This window comes from Bacillus cereus group sp. BfR-BA-01379, from assembly GCF_022663605.1.
Classification (GTDB): domain Bacteria; phylum Bacillota; class Bacilli; order Bacillales; family Bacillaceae_G; genus Bacillus_A; species Bacillus_A mobilis.
The window spans coordinates 12842-32968 of sequence record NZ_JAKUFT010000057.1 but is presented as its reverse complement, the minus strand read 5'-3'; the positions used below and the strand labels follow the sequence as shown (position 1 = coordinate 32968).

Genomic DNA, 20127 nt, shown 5'->3' with positions numbered 1-20127 from the left:
CGATGGTCCACCTATTTCATGAGAATCAATTTTCACTTTCGGATCTACCACTAATTCTCTTTCTGTAACGATAGAAACCCCTATACCAACGCGTCCATTTCCATTTGGGATGGTCTTTGCATTTAGATCTTCTTTTAACTGTTTTCCATTCCTCTTGTACTCAATATTTACTGTATCTCCTTCTTTTTTCCCTGTCATATATTCAATAAATTGCTCCGTCTTTTCAAATGTTTTTCCGTCGACAGCTACGATGACATCTCCAAGTTTAAGCTTTCCTTCTGACGGCATCCCTTTCGCTACACCAGCAACCAATACACCTTTATTTTCAAAAGAAACAGTACGATTTGCACGTTTATAAGCATTATAAATTGCTGCATTTTGCGAATCTTTCATCGCATAATTTTGGCGAAATTGATATTCTTCATCACTTTCACCTTTTTGCAATATTTCTTCTGCTTTCGAAATATGTGTATATTTATTAAACTGTGCCGCTATTAAATTCACCACATTTGCTGGTCCCATTGAAACCGTAACAAGCATAAAATCACCGGATTCTTTCGTTCCACCCTCAACTTGAACGTAAGGCTCTAATTTGGCCGCCATTCCTGGTTTTGTTACATAATACGGTAAACGTACGTAAACCAGTAACATCGCCAATATAACCCCTATTAAAATTGCATATATAAACCGAAAACGCTTAAACATTATGTTTCTCCTTCCATTGCTCAATTAATAAAAAAATATTTGCAACATGTTTTTCCGCTTCTACTTCTCCAACTCGAATAATGTCTTCAATATTTGTAAAAGCACGTGAACTAAATTGTTCTACAGCTGGTCGCATCATTAAATCCGATGCAATTTGCCGATTCATCACAAGCTCATGTTGCATAATTTCAATACTCTGCATAATTACATCATAAATAGACGTAACCTCTCCATTCACTTTAATCGGGGATACATCAACAGCAATAACAATATCGGCACCTAACTCTTTCACAACCGATACTGGAATGCGATCAATCACTCCGCCATCCACCAATAATCGTCCATCTATTTTTTCTGGTACAAACACTCCAGGTACAGATATGCTAGCTCTTACCGCCTCTGCAACAGGACCACTTGTAAAAACTACTTTTTCCCCCTTCAAGATGTCAGTAGCCACAACAGCCGTCGGGATATCTAACTCTTCTAAATTTTTATTATATGTAAACATTTTAATCATATCTTTGACACGTTTTCCAGCAATAAATCCCATTTTCGGAACCGTAAAATCTAAATAATATTTCCTCTTAAAAACATTTGCCAGTTTATACAGCCTTTCAACGTTTGAGCTAGCTGCATAAAATGTACCTACTAAAGCCCCCATACTACTTCCTGCAATCATATGAATCGGTATACCATTTTCCCTTAAAACTTTTATAACACCAATGTGAGCAAACCCTTTTGCGCCACCAGATCCGAGAGCTAAACCTATTTTCGGTTCTTTCATTTTTCTCACCCTTTAATTTTTTTCATTCCTTTTTTCATACTTATGGTCTAAATTCACCACGTATCCACGTATACTGAAATGAACGTTTTTTGGGACAAAGGGGGATTTATTTACATGTATGAAAAATGGAAAACGGCTTTCCTTACCATATCAACATTGTTTTTAACCTTTTCTCTTGTACTCCACCCCCAAGCTGCTTTGCAAGCTTCCATTCGAGGGTTAAATATATGGTGGGAAGTTGTATTCCCTTCACTTTTACCGTTTTTCATCATTGCGGAACTTCTAATTAGTATTGGTGTTGTAAAATTTATAGGTGTTATATTAGAACCACTCATGCGACCACTTTTTCGCGTTCCAGGGATAGGTGGATTTGTTTGGGCAATGGGAATGGCTTCAGGATTCCCTGCTGGCGCCAAATTAAGCGCTAGACTGCGTAAAAGTAATCAGCTAACACAAATCGAAGCAGAGCGCCTCGTATCTTTTACAAACTCATCTAATCCACTCTTTATTTTTGGAGCTGTTTCTATCGGTTTTTTCAATAATCCGAAATTAGGAATCGTATTAGCTGCTGCACATTATTTAAGTAACTTTGCTGTCGGGTTATTGATGCGTTTTTACGGCAATAGCAACGTTTCCACGAATGATAAACATACTACTAAAAAACGTCCTTTTCAAAACCCTTTTTCAATCCTACACGAGACACGCATACAAGAAAAAAGACCAATAGGAAAATTACTTGGGGACGCTATCGTTTCTTCTATTCAAACGTTACTTATGATTGGTGGATTTATTATTTTATTCTCTGTTTTAAATAAAATGATTACTGTATTTCATATTACAGCAGCACTTTCTTTTATTATGCAACATATTTTATCATTCTTCCAACTAACTACAGAATTTAGCATTCCGATATTATCAGGCATTTTTGAAATGACACTCGGAAGCCAAATGATTAGTCAAGTAAATGAAACACCCCTCTTGCAGCAAGCTATGGTAACTAGCTTTATTTTAGCATTTAGCGGCCTTTCTATTCAGGCACAAGTTGCTAGCATATTAGCTGAAACAGACATCCGATTTAAGCCTTATTTTTTCGCGCGAATTATTCAAAGTATTCTTGCTCCTATTTTCACTTTTATATTTTGGAAACCATTTTATGAAAAAGTAACCTCTTTTTCACCTATGCAACAAGATATCCCCGTATTTTTACCAAATCATTCTTCTATATTGCATGAAATTTGGACATCTTTTGTGCACTATGGACCGATATTCACATTATTTTGTTTATATGTATATGTTATCTTATTATTTTTTCGTAGTAACAAAGAAAAACCCCGTTCACTTTAACGGGGTTTGAAACTTTTCTTTTAAAGCACGTTCTACAACAGGAGGTACAAGATCCACTACGCTTCCGCCATATCTCGCAACTTCTTTCACAATGCTCGAGCTTAAAAATGAATATTGATTGTTTGTCATAATAAAAAAGGTTTCAATATTTTCATCTAATTTTCGATTCATAGAAGTAATTTGCATCTCATATTCAAAATCAGAAACCGCTCGTAACCCACGTAAAATCGCGTTTGCATTACGCATTTTCGCATACTCCACTAATAGTCCACTATGTGAATCTACCTTTACATTCGGGATATCCTTTGTTGCTTCTCGAATTAAATCTAAACGCTCTTCAACTGAAAAAAACGGTTTTTTTGACGAGTTGTTTAAAACTACTACGTATACCTCATCAAATACTTTTGCTCCCCTTTTAATAATATCCAGATGCCCAAGGGTAATTGGATCAAAACTTCCCGAAGAAATAGCTATACTAGTCATTCCGTCCCCTCACCTTCATACTTATAAATCGATATTGCCGTAATCCCATAATTTTCAGCTCTTACTTTCACAAGTCTCCCTATAGAATCAGGTAAAACCACATCATTACCATGCTCTGACATAATTAATCCATCTCTATGTAACAATCCATGTTGATCCATCACACTAATTAAAGATACAATTTTTTGATCTTTATATGGAGGATCAATTAATATAAGATCGAATGATATTTCACGTTTTATAAGAGCCTTTACCGCACGTTCTGCATCATTTCGATATACTTCAGCTTGTTCCTGTATGCGACAACTTTCTAAATTTTGATGGATTACCTTTATCGCTTTGTTATCTCGATCAACAAAGATTGCTTTATCAATCCCTCTACTTATAGCCTCGATTCCAAGACCACCACTACCGCCAAATAAATCAAGAGCGGTACCGCCATCAAAATAAGGACCTATCATATTAAAAATTGATTCTTTTACTTTATCTGTCGTTGGACGTGTTGTATTACCTGGCACCGCTTTAAGTGGATGCCCTTTACATTTTCCTGAAACTACTCTCATCTGTTGTCACTACCTTTATTTCAATCTATCGAGCAACTATAGAAAGCCTTCCTCCATTCGGTAACCGCTACCAAACTATACGATTCCATTCATCTTTCAACGAACACTAGAAGGACTTAACTTAAAATAACCGCTCAGCATTTTTATGTATTCATCTCACTATTCGCTAACACGAACTATTCATTTCACTTTACCTTTTTTATCCTATCATAAAATAAAAAAAAGAAAAATAAAAAGCCAAACATAAAATTTAATTTCATGATGTATATCTTCATTTAGATTGGACATAAATAATTATAACAACATCACCTTCGATGTTGTTGCCAACCGCGGAGAAGACTTACGTTTCCCCATAAGTTCTTCCTCCGGTTTCTCCTCTCCCTTTGCCTTCTTACTAGTACAAGCTAGTATAAGAAGGGCCCTGCTTTGCAGGGTTTTTTTTCTTTGTCTACTTTTCATTTAAAAAATGAGATGGTACAGTAAGTAAAAGAAAGAGGAGGAAAAAATATGATTCAACGCTTTATAGAACTCGGAGAAGGCTACTCTGATTTATATGAATTACTTGAAATTGCCAAATCAAATCAAGAACGTATAACACATATGTTACAATTTGAAACGATTAAAAATGAAAAAAAAGTGTGCTCACTTGTTGTAATATTAAAGCCGACTACTACTGGTGATTTCCAACCATTATACATATGTCGTGAAGGCATTCCTGTACTTGAAAATAAAAAAAGTAAGCGCGTCATTTTATTTGAAGAAACAGCAGAACAACTAGGAAAAAAAGTAACTACCTTTACAGTAAAACCATCCACAACTTTCCCAGAAAAAGAACTGTTCTTCAATCATTTAATTGGTATTTTACGAATGAATAATTTCATTCCTCCAATGAAATAACACTTGATTTCAAATAAAAAATCCCCCGCTAAAATTAGCAGGGGATTTTTTATTAGCTATAATCGTATTCTTTTGCCCGATCAGGACGTGAATTTTCAAACTCCGTTTTTAAATACGGGCGGTACGACGGTTCTATCTTTTTCACAAAAGGAAGTTTGTTCAACTTTTGCATCATATGCTCAATTTGTTCCATATCACAATATACTACTGCGTATTTTAAGCGTTTTGATATGTAATGTATGTTACCATATTTCCTTAAAATCTTGGCATGTTTCAATGAATGTAAATAAACAATCATACTTTGTCGTTGCCCGAACATAATCTTCTCCATCTTCTCCTTTTAAAAACATATATTTTATATTTTATGAAAACCAATCAGAAATTTATGACATTATAGGACAAACTCTGTATACGTTTTCTTCTATCTTCTAAAAAACGGGGTGATTTACCCCGTTTTACAACCACAACCTCCGCCGGTACCACAACCGCCACCACAGCCACCAGCATCAAAAAATGGATTTCCTGTTGGAACTTTGATGGAAGAAGATACCTCAGAACCGATTGCGACACTAACTTCATCTAACAACTTTTGCAAAGCTGTTTCTACTCGTTTAAAAGCTGCAATCTTATCATGTAAATCTACAGAACGCTTTAACTCCCTCATTTTCGTCGAAACGAAAGTATAATCAGGATGATATTTACCGAAACGTTGCACTTCTTCATATCGTTCTTTCATCGCTGTAAATTGCTGAATTAACGTCTGAACTTCCATATCTTCATGCAATTCTTTATAACACTTACGATAATCTTCTGCTATATCTGAACAGATGATCGCTTTTGCAAGCTGCTCTGCCTTATCTAATATCAATACGCTTTCCAGCGTCGCTACAATCATGAGAGACACCTCCGAATATTCATCATACCACATTTAGAATAGAACTACTAATTGAAGTGTCTCACTAAACAGAAAGATATTACTCTAACTATTTTCCATACAATTCTAGCACATACTTATACATTAATATGTTCCGCAATATTATATTTCAGAACATCCCATTGCCCACTATTTTCTTTCACATAACTAATACATGCATTTTTTAATGGTGTCTTAAATGAAATATCTTCCGGTGCAATTGCATGTAAAATTGCTTTTATCGCATGTGAATGAGCTACAATGATAATACGTTTGCCAGAATGAGTTTCCGCAACATCTTTTACAGCAGCAAAGCAACGAGTCACAATCTCTTCATCTTGCTCCATACCTTCTACTTTACCTTCTGCAATTAGCTCCCTAACAGTCGCAACCGGCTTCCCTGAAGCTTCACCAAAATTACGTTCAACAAATCGCTCATCTAATAAAATTGATTGCAATCCTGTAGCCCCTGCAATTTCCTTAGCTGTTTCGTGCGCTCTAATTAATGGGCTACTTATAATTACATCCCATGCTTCCGCTTGCAAAGCAACTGCACTTTGACTTGCTTGCTTCTTTCCCACTTCATTAAGTGGAATATCTTCACGCCCCTGAATAATCTCTTGAAAATTCCAATCAGTTTGTCCATGTCGTACTAAACAAATTTCCGTCATGCTCATGCTGCAACTCCTTTTTAAATAATCCGCTTCTATTGTATCAAAAGTTCTGCATGACGGACATAGTTTTCCCTTCCAATTATGTTGTATTTTGCTGCTTCATATACTGAAACATATCGATCATAATGGAAGCAACTGCCAATTGATTTTGAAATTTCTCCACTTTATCTGGTATCGTTTTTTTGAAATGTTGCATAGCTGCTAACTCAAATGCCTCTTTTTCTTCAGGGTTTCGCGTTAGTTTTCTATACCAGTATGGTTGCTCCCTAATATAGCGAGATAAATCCTCATCAGCCTTTATAAACTCCATAATTTCTGCTCTCATCCGCTTTCCCCCTAATCCTTCTGAAAGAAAAATGGATTATTTTCGGAAGTACTTTCTTCTTGCCGCGCGGGCTTCCCTTGAAATTGTTGAAAAACTTGTTGCACACTACCAATAGCACTCGTCACATTAGCTAAATGGTGTTGCATTTGTTCCACATCTAGCTTTTTAAAGAAAGAAAGCATTTGTCCCATCACATCAGCAGTTTTTTCCTCTTCAGTTCGATTATCTTTTTCTTTTTCTTGTTTATTTTCTTTTACTGAAGAAAAAGCTGGTGCTCCATCAGGTCTAAACGTCGCCCATATCGGATCTTCTTCACCAAGTAAGTACCATTCTTCATAAAACTGTTGCCAAGTTTTATGACCACTTCTAACCTCATGAACCATTTTAGGGTGATGGTTTACAAACTCTTTAAACTGTTGAACCGATGGATGTAACGGTCCTTTTGTTGTTGGCATAATCCTCACCTCTTCATGTATATCTACTATATAGTAAGAAAAAAAAGGCACATGGTTCGCCTATTTTTAGACGATTCATGCACCTTTTTATCCTGCTATTTGCATACGGTAAGATTCCCACCTACAATTCAGTAAATACGAAGTACTTAAACGTGAGGTGTCCCTACACAACTTAAAACTTCACTTTATTTTCGAATAAAGTTTTGTGTATAAAACTTATCGTATACCCCAACACCTAATCCTGTAAATTGTTCATTTAATACATTCTTTCTATGCCCTTCACTATTTAACCAACCTTGCACCGCCGCAATTCCATCACTATGTTGCGCCGCTATATTTTCACCAGCAAGTTGAAACCCTACTTTCCCGCGCTGTAAACGATCTCCTAACGTGCCTTGTGTAGGTGAATCGTGTGAAAAGTAATTATTATCCTTCATATCTTTACTATGCCCTATAGCCACATCTGCTGTTTGTTGATCCCAAGCTAACAACGGTAACTTATGGCGACTTCGAATAATATTTGTTAAATCAAAAATTTGTTGCATATTCCCATTCTCTATTTGTTTCATTTTATCTGGAGTCAATGGTTGTTCAGCTAGTAATTCACCTGAATAAACAAGCTGATACGGTCTTTGGCGTAATAATGTTTCATCATCCATATAACGAACACCAACAAGCTCATGTGTAAAATGATCAAAATATAATTGTGCCCAGCCATCTTCTACAGGTATTAATGGTTGTTCCATCACTTCCGTGTCAGATAACTCAAATTGATAACTATTTTTCCCTCTTTTTAACGAAATCTCATGCGAGAGTGGATTCTTTTTATACACTTCTTCATACTTTTCATTTATATAATAAGGCGGCACCTTAACTTGCTCTCCCGCAACATACGCCGTTACAACTTTTCGTTCCGCAACCCCAAATTGCACATACTGAGTTAAATCTTGATTGTATACCCACCATTCATATCCGTAAGCAGATGGCTCTATTCGAGAGGGTTCGCCCCATTTTGCTAATAAATTTTCAGAGTCCCCACCAATCATATTTAAAACAGTATCGGAAGATTCTTCATTTACTTGTTTTTTCTTTTTCACAATTTTATTTTCTTGCTTTGATTGAGATGGGGTTAATATATATTGTGAAACGAGTAATTTCCCGTATAAATCAATAGCTAAAATTAAAAATGTAATCATTACGATACGCAATAATTTCTTCAATCGATATACCTCCTGCACAAAACATAAAATTGAGATATACACAAATCCTTTTCTTTCCTTTTTTTGTGTGTACCGTACTCTTTTCACTATATCATATTTTCGCAAAAAAAGTCTGGATTATCCCTTTTCTCTCAATATGAATTGCACTTTCTTATTATTCATACTATTATAAAAATAATGATATAACATGAAAAGAGGAGGTATTATATGCAATTTACAAATACGAAATTTAATGGGGCAGTCGTTGATTTAACACTATTAACAGAGATTATGGAAAAGAACCATTTTGTACTTGCTGGACAATGGGATTATGAGCGGGTTACATACGATTATAAATTCGAAATATTAAACGACATTTATTATTTGCGTGTACAAGGTTTTGCTGTTGAAGGTGACATTGGTAGTAGACACGCTGAAGTAAAGCTACTTCCTCCCTTATTAGGAAAACATTATTATCCTCACGGCGTTGAGTACGGTGATGGTGAAAATTTCCCAACGAATGTACTTCAAAAAAGCGAACAACTCCTACAAAATGTCGAAAAAGAGTTAAAAGAGTTCCAAATCATTGAATAAAATAAAAGTGAGTGCATCAATAGGATGCACTCACTTTTATTTCGTTTGTAAATACGGTGGCAATTGTTGCAACTGCTCTTTATCCTTTTCACGCTCTCGACGCGCCCACCGAAAAAATACATAGCCGATAATTGTACCATACACTATTTCCTGGACAATTTTCATAATGATGCCGCCTGTTTGTTGGTCTTGTACGACTGGCATCCAGTGCAAAAATTCTGGTCCCGTTATATTTAAATCTGATAAAGTTCCCGCTGGTACACAAAGTTCCATCGCCTTCATCCAAGCAGCCGGATCCGTATACGTTGCGAATAACGGTGCAGTCGCAAAAATGATTAACGCGCAAGCTGGCGTTAATAATATACCGTTAGCAAACATATAACCAAGTTTCTTTATATCACTTAACGTTTGATATTCTGGTAATGGATTTAGCATCGGCCACCACATCATGATTGCCGTAAAGAACAATATAGCGAGACAAATAGGATGAGCAATTTGACTTTGTTTTACTGTATCAAAAACAACTGGTAAATGATAAAAAGAAAACAGGCCATTAAATACAAACAATGCAATAAGTGGCTTAGCAAATATCTTTAATATAATTTGAACGAACTTAAAAGAAGTAATATAACGATATAACCAAACCGGTATACCAAGCAATAATAACGGCGGAACTGCAATATACATGACTGCCATTTCAAACATATGTGCACTAAATATAATATGACCAATTAAATCAATAGGCCCGCCCTTTACAAAGTACAAAAGAACAATCCCAGTCGTAAAATAAAAAATTTGCTTCTTACTTACCTTCGTCGCATTTTCAAATCGTGTTCTATATGGCCCAATAATTAAAAAGTACCCAATAAGAATCGAAAGCATAAATAATAAAAAAATTGGACTCCATAGAGCTTGAAAACCAAATATCCACAAGTTACTCATTGTCACACCCACCTTCTTAAGGTTACCCTTTCACATAATATGAAGAGGGAGCTGTGACAACACAAGCTCCCTTATTTTTCACTTTTCAAATCCACACAATTGTCATAAAAGCTAAAATTGTAATTAACCCAATTAACAGACCAGAATAAAGAAAGAAACTTGCCGCTTCATGGCCTTTATGACTCATATGCATAAAATAATACAATTGAAAAATTACTTGTACCACTGCTAATAGTAATATAAATGGTACTGAGAAAGTCGGACTAAAAGTTTTCGGATATGCTACTGCTGCGAATGCAACTAATGTTAAAAAAATCATTAATGCAAACGTAATAACTTGATGTTTCATTTCCTCCGCACTTTTTCTCTTCCGATAAACAAGATCAACTTTAGGATTATTCGTTTGCTTTATCGCCATTGTTTATCCCACCATTCCCATTAAATATACTACAGTGAAAATAAACACCCAAACTACGTCAATAAAGTGCCAATAAATCGATGCAACATAAAACTTAGGCGCATTGTATAAATTTAGCCCTCTCTTCGCATTTCTAAAGATTAATGTTAAAATCCAACACAATCCAAACAATACGTGGAGTCCATGCGTACCAACAAGAGCATAAAACGCGGAACCAAACGCACTACTTCTCATAGTATGCTTAAATTCATGCGTATAATGATAAAACTCATATATCTCAAATCCTAAAAATCCTAAACCGAGCAACACTGTTACTAGTAGCCAAAGTTGCATTTTCTTAAAGTTAAAGTTTTTCATATGATACATCGCATATACGCTCGTTAAGCTACTCGTTAATAAAAGCATCGTCATAATGAAAACGAGTGGCATTTGGAACATCTCTTGAGATGTTGGTCCACCATTTGTAGAATTCTTTAACGCTAAATATGTGCCAAACAAGGAAGCGAACAATACTGTTTCGCCTCCAAGAAATAACCAAAAACCGACAAACTTATTTTTTCCCTCAAGGGTTGCTTTTTCAGGCTCTGCTGGAAATGTTTCATTCGTTAATTTTTCATCTACATGCATTATGCCTTGCCCCCCTTATCTTCTAAATCTTCCTTATGAATATGATATCCATGATCATCGATTACTGAACGTAGGAACATCGTGCCAAATGTAATGATTAAACCAATAATCGCTACTAATAACCAAAACTTATCTTTTCCGCCCTGCATATACATTGCACCGAATGCTGCTATAAACAATCCTAAAGAAATAATAAATGGTGAAAACGATGGATTTGGCATATGAATATCACCAACTGGTTCCGCCGCTGTCATCTCTTTATTCCCTTCACGTTTTTCAATCCAAAACGGATCTAATCCACGCACAAATGGTAATTGTTTAAAGTTATATTCCGGTGTAGGTGCTGGCATTGTCCATTCTAATGTACGTGCATCCCATGGATCACGACCAGCTTTTTCTTTTGATACTGTTGTTTTAATTACATTGAATAGAAGAACAATCGTTCCAAGAGCCATAAACACCGCTCCAATAGAACTGATCATATTCCCCATTTCCAATCCTTGCCCTTCAAGATATGTGTAGTAACGACGTGGCATACCAATTAACCCTAGGAAATGCTGAATAAAGAACGTTAAATGGAAACCGATAAAGAATAGCCAAAACGTTATCTTCCCTAACGTTTCATTCAACACTTTATTAAACATCAGTGGCCAATAATAATGAGCCCCTGCAAGTAAACCAAATACAACACCACCAACGATTACATAATGAAAGTGTGCTACTACGAAATAGTTATCATGAAATTGATAATCAGCTGGTGCAGATGCTAGCATAACACCTGTAACTCCACCCATTACGAATGATGGAATGAAAGCTACTGCCCACATCATCGGTGTCGTAAAACGAATACTTCCGCCCCACATTGTAAAGAGCCAGTTGAATATTTTGATACCGGTCGGAACCGCGATCGCCATTGTTGCAACTGAGAAAATAGCATTTGCAACTGGACCAAGCCCAACAGTAAACATATGATGCGCCCATACCATAAATCCTAAGAATCCAATTAATACCGTCGCAAACACCATCGATGAATAACCAAATAATCGCTTTTTCGAAAATGTCGCGAAGATTTCTGAGAATATTCCGAAAGCTGGGAGTATAAGAATGTATACTTCTGGATGACCGAAAATCCAGAATAAATGCTCCCATATAATTGTATTCCCACCCAATGCTGGATTAAAGAAACTTGTTCCAAATAAACGATCTAACATTAAAAGTCCTAATCCTACAGTTAACGGCGGAAAAGCGAATAATATTAGCGAAGATGTTACAAATGTCGTCCAAGTAAACATCGGCATACGCATATACGTCATCCCTGGCGCACGCATATTAATAATGGTTACAAGGAAGTTAATACCTCCAATTAATGTACCAATACCAGAGATTTGTAAGCCGAGTACATAAAAATCAACACCATGGCCTTTAGAGGCTAAAGCTAAAGACGCATAAGATGTCCATCCTGCATCAGGTGCTCCACCTAAAAACCAACTTAAATTTAAAAATACTCCACCAAAGAAAAATAACCAAAATCCGAGTGAATTCAAAAACGGGAACGCTACATCGCGTGCACCAATTTGAAGTGGTACAGCGGCGTTCATAAATGCAAACACGAGTGGCATAGCTGCGAGGAAAATCATTGTTGTACCGTGCATCGTTAATACTTGATTATAAGCATCCCCAACAAGAAAAGCGTTGTTAGGAATCGCTAATTGAAGGCGAATAAATAGAGCTTCTATTCCGCCTATTACAAAAAACAATCCACCTGCAATTAAATAGAGAATGGCAATCTTTTTATGGTCTACTGTCGTTAAATAATCCCATATGACAGCACCCATCCCCTGTTTTTTTGCTACAGAACTCACGTTTTCAACCTCCCCTTCGCGAATAATCCCTCTTTACTTTTCAACTTTTAACGTTTGTAAGTATGCATTTAATGCATCAATTTGATCATCCGTTAAGTTGCCATATTTACCAGTCATTTTATTTCCTGGTTTCATATTTTCAGGATCTTTCAGCCATTTTTTTAAGTTTTCTTCATTGTTTTCGGCAATACCGGCAACCATATCGCGATCCGCAAAGTTTGCTAAGTTTGGTGCGATACGAGCGGAAGGTGGTCTACTATCATTAGATCCAACTGCGTGACAACCAATACAGCTTTTATTAAATATTTCTTGGCCCTCTTGCGCCTTTGTTGAAGCTACTTCTTTCTTCCCATCAATCTTCTTCATATCAGCAAGCCATTTTTTGTACTCGCTTTCATCTAAAGCTTTCACTTTGAATTGCATTAAAGAATGTGATGGGCCGCAAAATTCTGTACAAAAACCATTATAAGTGCCCGATTTATCTGCCTTTAACCACATTTTGTTCACATTATCTGTATTTGTATCCATTTTCCCAGCTAAAGATGGAACCCAAAACGAATGTTTAATATCGGCACCCTTCAAATTCAAATACACTTTCTTACCTGTGGGGATGACTAAATCTTGAGAAGTTACTATTTTTTCTGATTTATAAGAAAATTCCCACCAATAAAGATTCGCTGTTACATCAACAACGATAGTATCTTTATCAATATTCTTTTTCTCCATCGCACTTACATCAGCAAGTTTGAATGTATATGTAACCGTTGGAACAGCTAAGATTAACAAAAGAATAATCGGAATAACTGTCCATATAATTTCTAGTTTGTGATTCCCTTCAACTTGCTCCGGAATATAATCTTCCTGACCCTTCTTTTGTCGGAAACGCACAATTACATATAAGAAAATAATAGTAACTACTAGTACTACTCCTACCATAATCGCAGTTGCTAGTAAGAGCAAATCATATTGCATTTTTGCTACTTCTCCTTGCGGAATTAAAGTAGATTGAAAGGCTTTACCGCATCCCCCTAACAGTAAAGCCAGCAGTGAAACGAACGAAAGCAGTCGCCACTGTTTCTTCATACAAACAACCCCCACTTTCCTTGTGAATTAGATTGTACTTTATAGTTAAGTAAAGTAAATCTCAACGTAAAGAAATCCAATTATGTCGTTGTCTTAGAAGAATGTAACTACAATCATTGATACAAATAAGATTGTTAAATAATTTAGGGAATAAACAAACATTTGTACGGACCATTTGATGTCATCTTTCTTACGGAAGCCATAAAATCCTAAAACGATCCATCCGATGTTTAACAATGTTGCAATTACCATAAATGTTATCCCTAGACCACTCATATAAAATGGTAGTGGTAATAAACATACTGTCCAAATCATAATTTGGCGTTTCGTAATTTCAAATCCATGAACTACAGGAAGCATTGGAATTCCTGCATTTCGATATTCATCAACACGTTTCATTGCTAATGCAAGGAAATGTGGGATTTGCCAAATAAACATAATCAAAAATAGCATCCAAGCAATTGGATGGCCTAAAGATGGATCGATTGCTGCCCATCCAATTAAAGGTGGAACTGCACCAGAGATACTACCTACAACAGTATTTAGTGTATACTTTCTCTTTGTCCATAAACTATATAGAACAACATATGTGAAAGCACCAATAAAGCCCATTAATACTGCCATTGGTGTTGTTAATAATAAAAATACAAACCCAAGAAGTAATATAACTAATCCAAATGTAAGTGCAAATCCTGGTTTATACTTTCCAGTAACCGTTGGACGGGTCTTTGTTCTTTCCATTAATGGATCGATGTCTCGATCAATGTAGTTGTTTAAACAACATACCCCTGCCATAACTAATCCAGAACCAACGATTGTAAAAAATAACTTATCCAGATTGTCCATCACACTTAATCCATTAAAGTGTAATGCCAACCAAAATCCTGTAAATACAGTAAGTGTATTTGAGTTTACAATCCCCATTTTAACGAGCGCTTTTAAATCTTGTAACCGAGTTGTTTCCGGTACACTTGTAACAGCAGACTCATCATGCAGCTCACTTGTTGCATGGTTCATCACTTTAACCCCCTCTTAAAACTTTCATCTTTCTTTTTGCGCCTATTTCGAATGAAATATTTCGCTTCTATATAGCAATATTATTACAGTAGAAACATTGTTAACCCATTCTACTACTAATCTACGCCCATACTCCAATATATTAAATCATATTTCCCGAACATTTTGTGAAGAAAACATGAACTTTTTGTGTCGAACATAAAAAACTTAATTCTTACTTGTCCTTATCATAACATGATGTTACCTTCTATCATAAACTTTTTTGTCATATTTAACACGTATTCTCCCCATTTCTTTTCAAAATAGCCTATTTTCCCCCTAATTTTTTCCTTATACATCCTATTTCTACACCCATTTTCTCTCCCCTGTCTTCCCCCGCCATTTCTTTGCTATTTTATTATTTTTTATATATCATAGGAACTAGCGCGTTTTATTCTATACATAATGGAATGAAAATATTTCGCAATAACTTCATAGCAGAAAGATGGTGAAAGAGATTGCAACGCTTTATTAAATGGTTAGCAGTCATTACGAGTCTTGATTTATTAATAGTTTTACTAGGAGGCGCCTTAGTTACAAAAACGGGTTCTGGCCAAGGCTGCGGTAAATCATGGCCACTTTGTAACGGTGAATTTGTTCCATCTAATTTATCAATGGAAACTATTATTGAACTGAGTCACCGCCTTACATCAGGATCCGCAGGAATTCTTGTCACTCTCCTTTGTATTTTGTCCTGGAAATATTATAAACATGTGCGCGAAACAAAAACGTTAGCAATTTTATCCTTCGTATTTTTAGTTGCACAAGCATTAATGGGGGCTGCAGCAGTTGTTTGGGGACAAATGCCAGCTGTACTTGCTATCCATTTCGGTATTTCCTTAATTTCATTTGCTTCTGTTATTTTATTAACGTGTCTTATCTTTGAAATTGACCAAAAATTTGATGCACGTTCACTTATTATGGACAAAAAAATGAAATTTCATATTTATGGTGTAACAATTTACTGTTATCTCGTTGTCTATACAGGAGCTTTAGTACGTCACGAACGAGCTAGCTTAGCCTGTCCAGACTTCCCTTTATGTAGCAAAAATAGACCTATGCCAACTCAACTCCATGAATGGGTTCAAATGGGACATAGAGTTGCAGCGATGTTAATTTTCGCTTGGATACTATACGCGATGATTCTCGCTATTCGCCATTACAAACAGCAGCCTGTCGTATACTGGGGATGGATCATTTCATTTATCCTTGTTACACTTCAAGCTATCGTAGGAATTTTAGTGGTATTTACAAATGCTAGTTTAGCAATGGCATTATTACATTCACTATTCATTTCTTGCTTGTTTGCTGTACTATGCTATTTAGTTATGTTAGGTACAAGAAGTAAAGCGAATGCAAAAGAAGCTGAATCAACTTCTAAACAAACAAAATAAATTCAAATTAAAATACCTTGCCTAATTGGCAAGGTATTTTTTGCAATAAAGAAAAAGAGCTGCATGTACACAGCTCTTTTTCTATTTTAGTGATCTAATTCAATGAGTAAGTCACCCGTTTGAATCGCATCTCCATCGTTAACATATACTTTTTTCACTTTACCATTGAACGGCGCTTGAACTGTCGTTTCCATTTTCATCGCTTCTGTAATTGCCATAGAATCGCCTTTTTTCACTTCATCGCCTTCTTTTACAACTACTTTAATTACCGTTCCTGGCATTGTTGCACTAATGTGGTTTGGATTTTCACGGTTTCCTTTCACACGTTGTGCCACTGTTGCTTTCACACTTTCGTCTTTCACAACAATCTCACGTGGTTGTCCGTTAAACTCCAAGTAAAGAACACGATTTCCATCTGGCTGAGGCTCTCCGATTGATACTAGTTTAACCATCAATGTTTTACCTTGTTCGATTTCCACATTGATTTCTTCACCAAGTCTCATACCATAGAAGAATGTCGGTGTATCAAGTACTGATACACTTCCATAAAGCTCAGCAACTTTTTCGTAATCCATAAATACTTTTGGATATAATGCATATGCAACGACATCAAAAATCGTCACTTCGCGTCCAAGTTTATGGAATAGCTCTTCTTTTAACGCGTCGAAATCTACTGGCTCTAATAATTCACCCGGTCTTACTGTTAATGGCTCTTTCCCTTTTAAAATAATTTCTTGTAATTGTTTCGGGAAACCACCGTATGGTTGTCCTAAATCTCCTGAGAACATTTCAACAACAGATCCTGGGAAATCCATAGAGTGCCCGCGCTCTAAAACATCTTGTTCTGTTAAGTGATTTTGAACCATAAATAATGCCATATCACCGACAACTTTAGATGATGGCGTTACTTTAACAATATCGCCAAACATGTCATTCACACGGCGGTACATTACTTTCACTTCATCGAAGCGATCTCCTAAGCCAACCGCTTTCGCTTGTTGTTGTAGATTACTATACTGCCCGCCTGGCATTTCGTGCATATATACCTCTGTATGGGGTGCATTCATACCACTTTCAAACGGTGCGTAGTATTTACGTACATCTTCCCAGTAATGAGATAATTTTTCTAATGAATCTATATTAACGTCTGGCTGTCTTTCGTTTCCACCTAATGCATAGTATAGCGTGTTCGCACTTGGTTGTGACGTTTGACCAGCCATAGAACTTACTGCTACATCGACAATGTCAACACCTGCTTCAATTGCCTTCGTATACGTTAATATACCATTTCCACTCGTATCGTGTGTATGCAGGTGAATCGGAATCGATACCGTCTCTTTTAATGCAGAAACTAAATCATATGCCGCATTAGGTTTTAATAAGCCCGCCATATCTTTAATTCCTAATATATGCGCTCCTGATGCTTCTAACTCTTTTGCTAAGTTTTTATAGTAATTTAAATCATATTTACTACGTAACGGATCATGAATATCTCCTGTATAGCACATTGTTGCTTCTGCAATTTTGCCAGTATCTCGCACAGCATCAATCGCAACTCTCATACCTTCTACCCAGTTTAAGCTATCAAAAATACGGAACACATCAATTCCAGCTTGAGCAGAACATTCCACAAATTTTTGAATTAAATTATCTGGATAGTTTTTGTAACCAACTGCGTTTGAAGAACGAAGTAACATTTGGAATAAAACGTTTGGCATTTTTTCACGAAGATCTAGTAATCGTTCCCATGGATCTTCCTTTAAGAAACGATATGCAACATCAAACGTTGCACCGCCCCACATTTCCGCTGAGAATAGGTTCGGTAACATTCTCGCTGTCGGCTCTGCAATTTGATGTAAATCTTTTGTACGAATACGCGTCGCAAGTAATGACTGATGCGCATCACGGAATGTTGTATCTGTTAAAAGTACACGGTTTTGATCTTGTACCCACTTTACTAATCCCTCTGCTCCACGCTCATCCAAAATTTGTTTCGTTCCATTTTGGATTGGCTCAGAATGTAATACATCCGGTATACGAGCATCCGGGAAGATTGGTTTCTCTTTTTTCCCTACTCCTGGGAAGCCATTTACTGTTACTGTCCCAATGTAATTTAACATTTTCGTTCCACGGTCTTTACGTTTAGGGAACAAGAATAGTTCAGGTGACGCATCAATAAATGAAGTGTCATATTCTCCTGATAAGAAGTTCTTATGTTTTACTACATTCTCTAGGAATGGAATATTTGTTTTAATACCACGAATACGGAATTCTTTTAAGTTACGTTCCATTTTCGCAGCAGCTTGTTCAAAAGTAAGTGCCCATGTTGTAACTTTTACAAGTAAAGAATCATAGTACGGTGTAATAACAGCACCTTGGAAACTATTACCTGTATCAAGACGAACACCGAAACCACCACCTGATCGGTATGCCATAATTTTCCCTGTATCCGGCATGAAATTATTTAATGGGTCTTCAGTCGTTACACGAGATTGTATTGCAAATCCATGTACAACTACTTCCGCTTGCTTCGGAACACCTACCATTTTACTATGTAATGCATGTCCATCAGCTATTAAAATTTGCGATTGAACGATATCCACTCCTGTAATCATTTCTGTAATCGTATGTTCAACTTGAACACGTGGATTTACTTCTATGAAGTAAAACTCATCACCTTTTACAAGAAATTCTACTGTTCCTGCGTTTAAATAATTTACATTTTTCGTTAACTTAACAGCAGCATCACAAATACGCTGACGCAAATCATCTGAAAGTGACACACTAGGTGCAATCTCTACAACTTTTTGATGACGACGTTGTACAGAACAGTCTCGCTCATATAAATGAACAACATTGCCCTCTTCATCTGCTAAAATTTGAACTTCTATATGTTTAGGTTTTTCAACGAATTTTTCTACGTATACTTCATCATTACCAAAGGCTGCTTTTGCTTCTGACTTCGCTCGATTATACGACTCTCTTAATTCTTCACTAGTACGTACAATACGCATACCACGACCGCCACCGCCAAGGGAAGCTTTAATAATAATCGGGTAATCATACTTTTCAGCAAATTCTTTGACTTCTTCTATTGAATTTACTGGTCCATCACTACCAGGAATAACGGGAATTTGTGCTAGCTGCGCTTGTGTTCTTGCTTTCACTTTATCTCCAAACATATCTAAATGCTTACTCTTTGGACCGATAAAGATAATTCCTTCTTCTTCACAACGTTTTGCGAATTGAATATTTTCTGACAAGAAACCATATCCAGGGTGGATTGCATCTACATGATTACTTTTCGCAATCTCAATAATGCCCTCAATATCTAGATAAGCATCAATTGGCTTTTTCCCTTCCCCAACTAAATAGGACTCATCGGCTTTATAACGATGATAAGAACCACTATCCTCTTTAGAATAGATTGCAACTGTTTTTAATCCAAGTTCCGAACAAGCTCGAAACACACGAATTGCAATCTCTCCACGGTTAGCTACCAATACTTTTTGAATACGTTGCAGCTTTGTCATGATTTTCCCCCTCTACTTTCCTACCACTCTAGAGATAAAATATATACACACCATAAAGAGCGTGAAGTTCTTCACTTTCTACATTATATTATACTTAGAAAGCTTCACTTTATTTTTATCCATCATACCTTATTTTTTAACAAATGATAAGTTTTCTGATCAATTTGTTTCACAAAAATAGTATAGCATACCTCTTCCTTTTCTAACAACTTAATTGTATATCACATTAGTTTAAATGTGATATATTTTTTATTGTAAACACTAATTAATATATCA

At 36.1% G+C, this 20127-nt stretch carries 21 protein-coding genes; 4 read left to right on the top strand and 17 right to left on the bottom strand.

Annotation, left to right across the window (positions count from 1 at the left end; translation table 11 throughout):
• Positions 1–705, bottom strand: a 705-nt coding sequence (locus MR113_RS19570) for a PDZ domain-containing protein (protein ID WP_242256312.1), incomplete at its 3' end; no start/stop codon positions are given.
• Positions 698–1489, bottom strand: a complete 792-nt coding sequence (locus MR113_RS19565; RefSeq protein WP_061678258.1) for a patatin-like phospholipase family protein — start codon at positions 1487–1489, stop codon at positions 698–700. The genes MR113_RS19570 and MR113_RS19565, both read right to left, overlap by 8 nt.
• 114 nt (positions 1490–1603) lie before the next feature.
• On the opposite strand from MR113_RS19565, the gene ylbJ reads away from it, so the two are divergent.
• Positions 1604–2833, top strand: coding sequence for a sporulation integral membrane protein YlbJ (gene ylbJ / locus MR113_RS19560; RefSeq protein WP_242256311.1), 1230 nt, complete (start codon positions 1604–1606; stop codon positions 2831–2833).
• Here ylbJ and coaD read toward each other — a convergent pair.
• Together coaD and rsmD are read right to left on the bottom strand one after the other, a co-directional pair.
• Entirely contained in the window at positions 2825–3316 is a 492-nt protein-coding gene (gene coaD / locus MR113_RS19555) for a pantetheine-phosphate adenylyltransferase (RefSeq protein WP_000200598.1), read from the bottom strand. The two genes, ylbJ and coaD, sit on opposite strands and share 9 nt — an antisense overlap.
• A complete protein-coding gene (gene rsmD / locus MR113_RS19550; protein WP_073516240.1) occupies positions 3313–3879 on the bottom strand; it encodes a 16S rRNA (guanine(966)-N(2))-methyltransferase RsmD in 567 nt (188 codons plus the stop codon). Before rsmD ends, coaD begins: the two co-directional genes overlap by 4 nt.
• Positions 3880–4386: 507 nt before the next feature.
• Here rsmD and MR113_RS19545 point away from each other — a divergent pair.
• Positions 4387–4776: a DUF7147 family protein gene (locus tag MR113_RS19545; protein WP_000616014.1), complete on the top strand. Its 390-nt coding sequence runs from the start codon at positions 4387–4389 to the stop codon at positions 4774–4776.
• Positions 4777–4828: 52 nt separating this feature from the next.
• Here MR113_RS19545 and MR113_RS19540 read toward each other — a convergent pair whose 3' ends face one another.
• The 6 genes from MR113_RS19540 to MR113_RS19515 all read right to left on the bottom strand — a co-directional run bounded on the left by MR113_RS19540 (position 4829) and on the right by MR113_RS19515 (position 8363).
• Positions 4829–5095 (bottom strand): YlbG family protein, encoded by a 267-nt coding sequence (locus MR113_RS19540; protein ID WP_061678315.1) that lies wholly within the window; start codon positions 5093–5095, stop codon positions 4829–4831.
• A gap of 126 nt (positions 5096–5221) precedes the next feature.
• Positions 5222–5671, bottom strand: coding sequence for a YlbF/YmcA family competence regulator (locus MR113_RS19535; RefSeq protein WP_166701979.1), 450 nt, complete (start codon positions 5669–5671; stop codon positions 5222–5224).
• Between the two features lie 116 nt (positions 5672–5787).
• Positions 5788–6360 carry a histidine phosphatase family protein gene (locus MR113_RS19530; protein ID WP_242256320.1) on the bottom strand — a complete coding sequence of 191 codons (573 nt, stop codon included), beginning with the start codon at positions 6358–6360 and terminating at the stop codon, positions 5788–5790.
• An 82-nt stretch (positions 6361–6442) separates the two neighbouring features.
• Entirely contained in the window at positions 6443–6688 is a 246-nt protein-coding gene (locus MR113_RS19525; protein ID WP_001200991.1) for a YlbE-like family protein, read from the bottom strand.
• 11 nt (positions 6689–6699) lie between these two features.
• Positions 6700–7143, bottom strand: coding sequence for a YlbD family protein (ylbD, locus tag MR113_RS19520; protein WP_001143336.1), 444 nt, complete (start codon positions 7141–7143; stop codon positions 6700–6702).
• Positions 7144–7328: 185 nt separating this feature from the next.
• The gene (locus MR113_RS19515) at positions 7329–8363 is read right to left on the bottom strand and encodes a CAP domain-containing protein (protein WP_242256309.1); all 1035 of its coding nucleotides are present in this window, start codon (positions 8361–8363) and stop codon (positions 7329–7331) included.
• Positions 8364–8570: 207 nt separating this feature from the next.
• On the opposite strand from MR113_RS19515, the gene MR113_RS19510 reads away from it, so the two are divergent.
• Entirely contained in the window at positions 8571–8936 is a 366-nt protein-coding gene (locus MR113_RS19510) for a YugN family protein (RefSeq protein WP_242256307.1), read from the top strand.
• A 36-nt stretch (positions 8937–8972) separates the two neighbouring features.
• Here MR113_RS19510 and ctaG read toward each other — a convergent pair whose 3' ends face one another.
• The 6 genes from ctaG to ctaB all read right to left on the bottom strand — a co-directional run bounded on the left by ctaG (position 8973) and on the right by ctaB (position 14885).
• A complete protein-coding gene (ctaG, locus tag MR113_RS19505) occupies positions 8973–9878 on the bottom strand; it encodes a cytochrome c oxidase assembly factor CtaG (RefSeq protein ID WP_242256305.1) in 906 nt (301 codons plus the stop codon).
• 85 nt (positions 9879–9963) lie between these two features.
• Positions 9964–10296: a cytochrome c oxidase subunit IVB gene (gene ctaF / locus MR113_RS19500; protein WP_000985699.1), complete on the bottom strand. Its 333-nt coding sequence runs from the start codon at positions 10294–10296 to the stop codon at positions 9964–9966.
• A gap of 3 nt (positions 10297–10299) precedes the next feature.
• Positions 10300–10923, bottom strand: a complete 624-nt coding sequence (gene ctaE / locus MR113_RS19495; protein WP_000557861.1) for a cytochrome c oxidase subunit III — start codon at positions 10921–10923, stop codon at positions 10300–10302.
• The gene (gene ctaD, locus MR113_RS19490; RefSeq protein WP_170955056.1) at positions 10923–12758 is read right to left on the bottom strand and encodes a cytochrome c oxidase subunit I; all 1836 of its coding nucleotides are present in this window, start codon (positions 12756–12758) and stop codon (positions 10923–10925) included. Before ctaD ends, ctaE begins: the two co-directional genes overlap by 1 nt.
• A gap of 60 nt (positions 12759–12818) precedes the next feature.
• Entirely contained in the window at positions 12819–13868 is a 1050-nt protein-coding gene (gene coxB / locus MR113_RS19485) for a cytochrome c oxidase subunit II (protein WP_000745278.1), read from the bottom strand.
• Between the two features lie 93 nt (positions 13869–13961).
• Positions 13962–14885, bottom strand: a complete 924-nt coding sequence (ctaB, locus tag MR113_RS19480) for a protoheme IX farnesyltransferase (RefSeq protein ID WP_001015058.1) — start codon at positions 14883–14885, stop codon at positions 13962–13964.
• A 497-nt stretch (positions 14886–15382) separates the two neighbouring features.
• Here ctaB and ctaA point away from each other — a divergent pair, with 497 nt between their 5' ends.
• The gene (ctaA, locus tag MR113_RS19475; RefSeq protein ID WP_061678266.1) at positions 15383–16318 is read left to right on the top strand and encodes a heme A synthase; all 936 of its coding nucleotides are present in this window, start codon (positions 15383–15385) and stop codon (positions 16316–16318) included.
• An 86-nt stretch (positions 16319–16404) separates the two neighbouring features.
• Here ctaA and pyc read toward each other — a convergent pair whose 3' ends face one another.
• Positions 16405–19851: a pyruvate carboxylase gene (gene pyc, locus MR113_RS19470; protein ID WP_242256303.1), complete on the bottom strand. Its 3447-nt coding sequence runs from the start codon at positions 19849–19851 to the stop codon at positions 16405–16407.
• Positions 19852–20127: the final 276 nt, after the last annotated feature.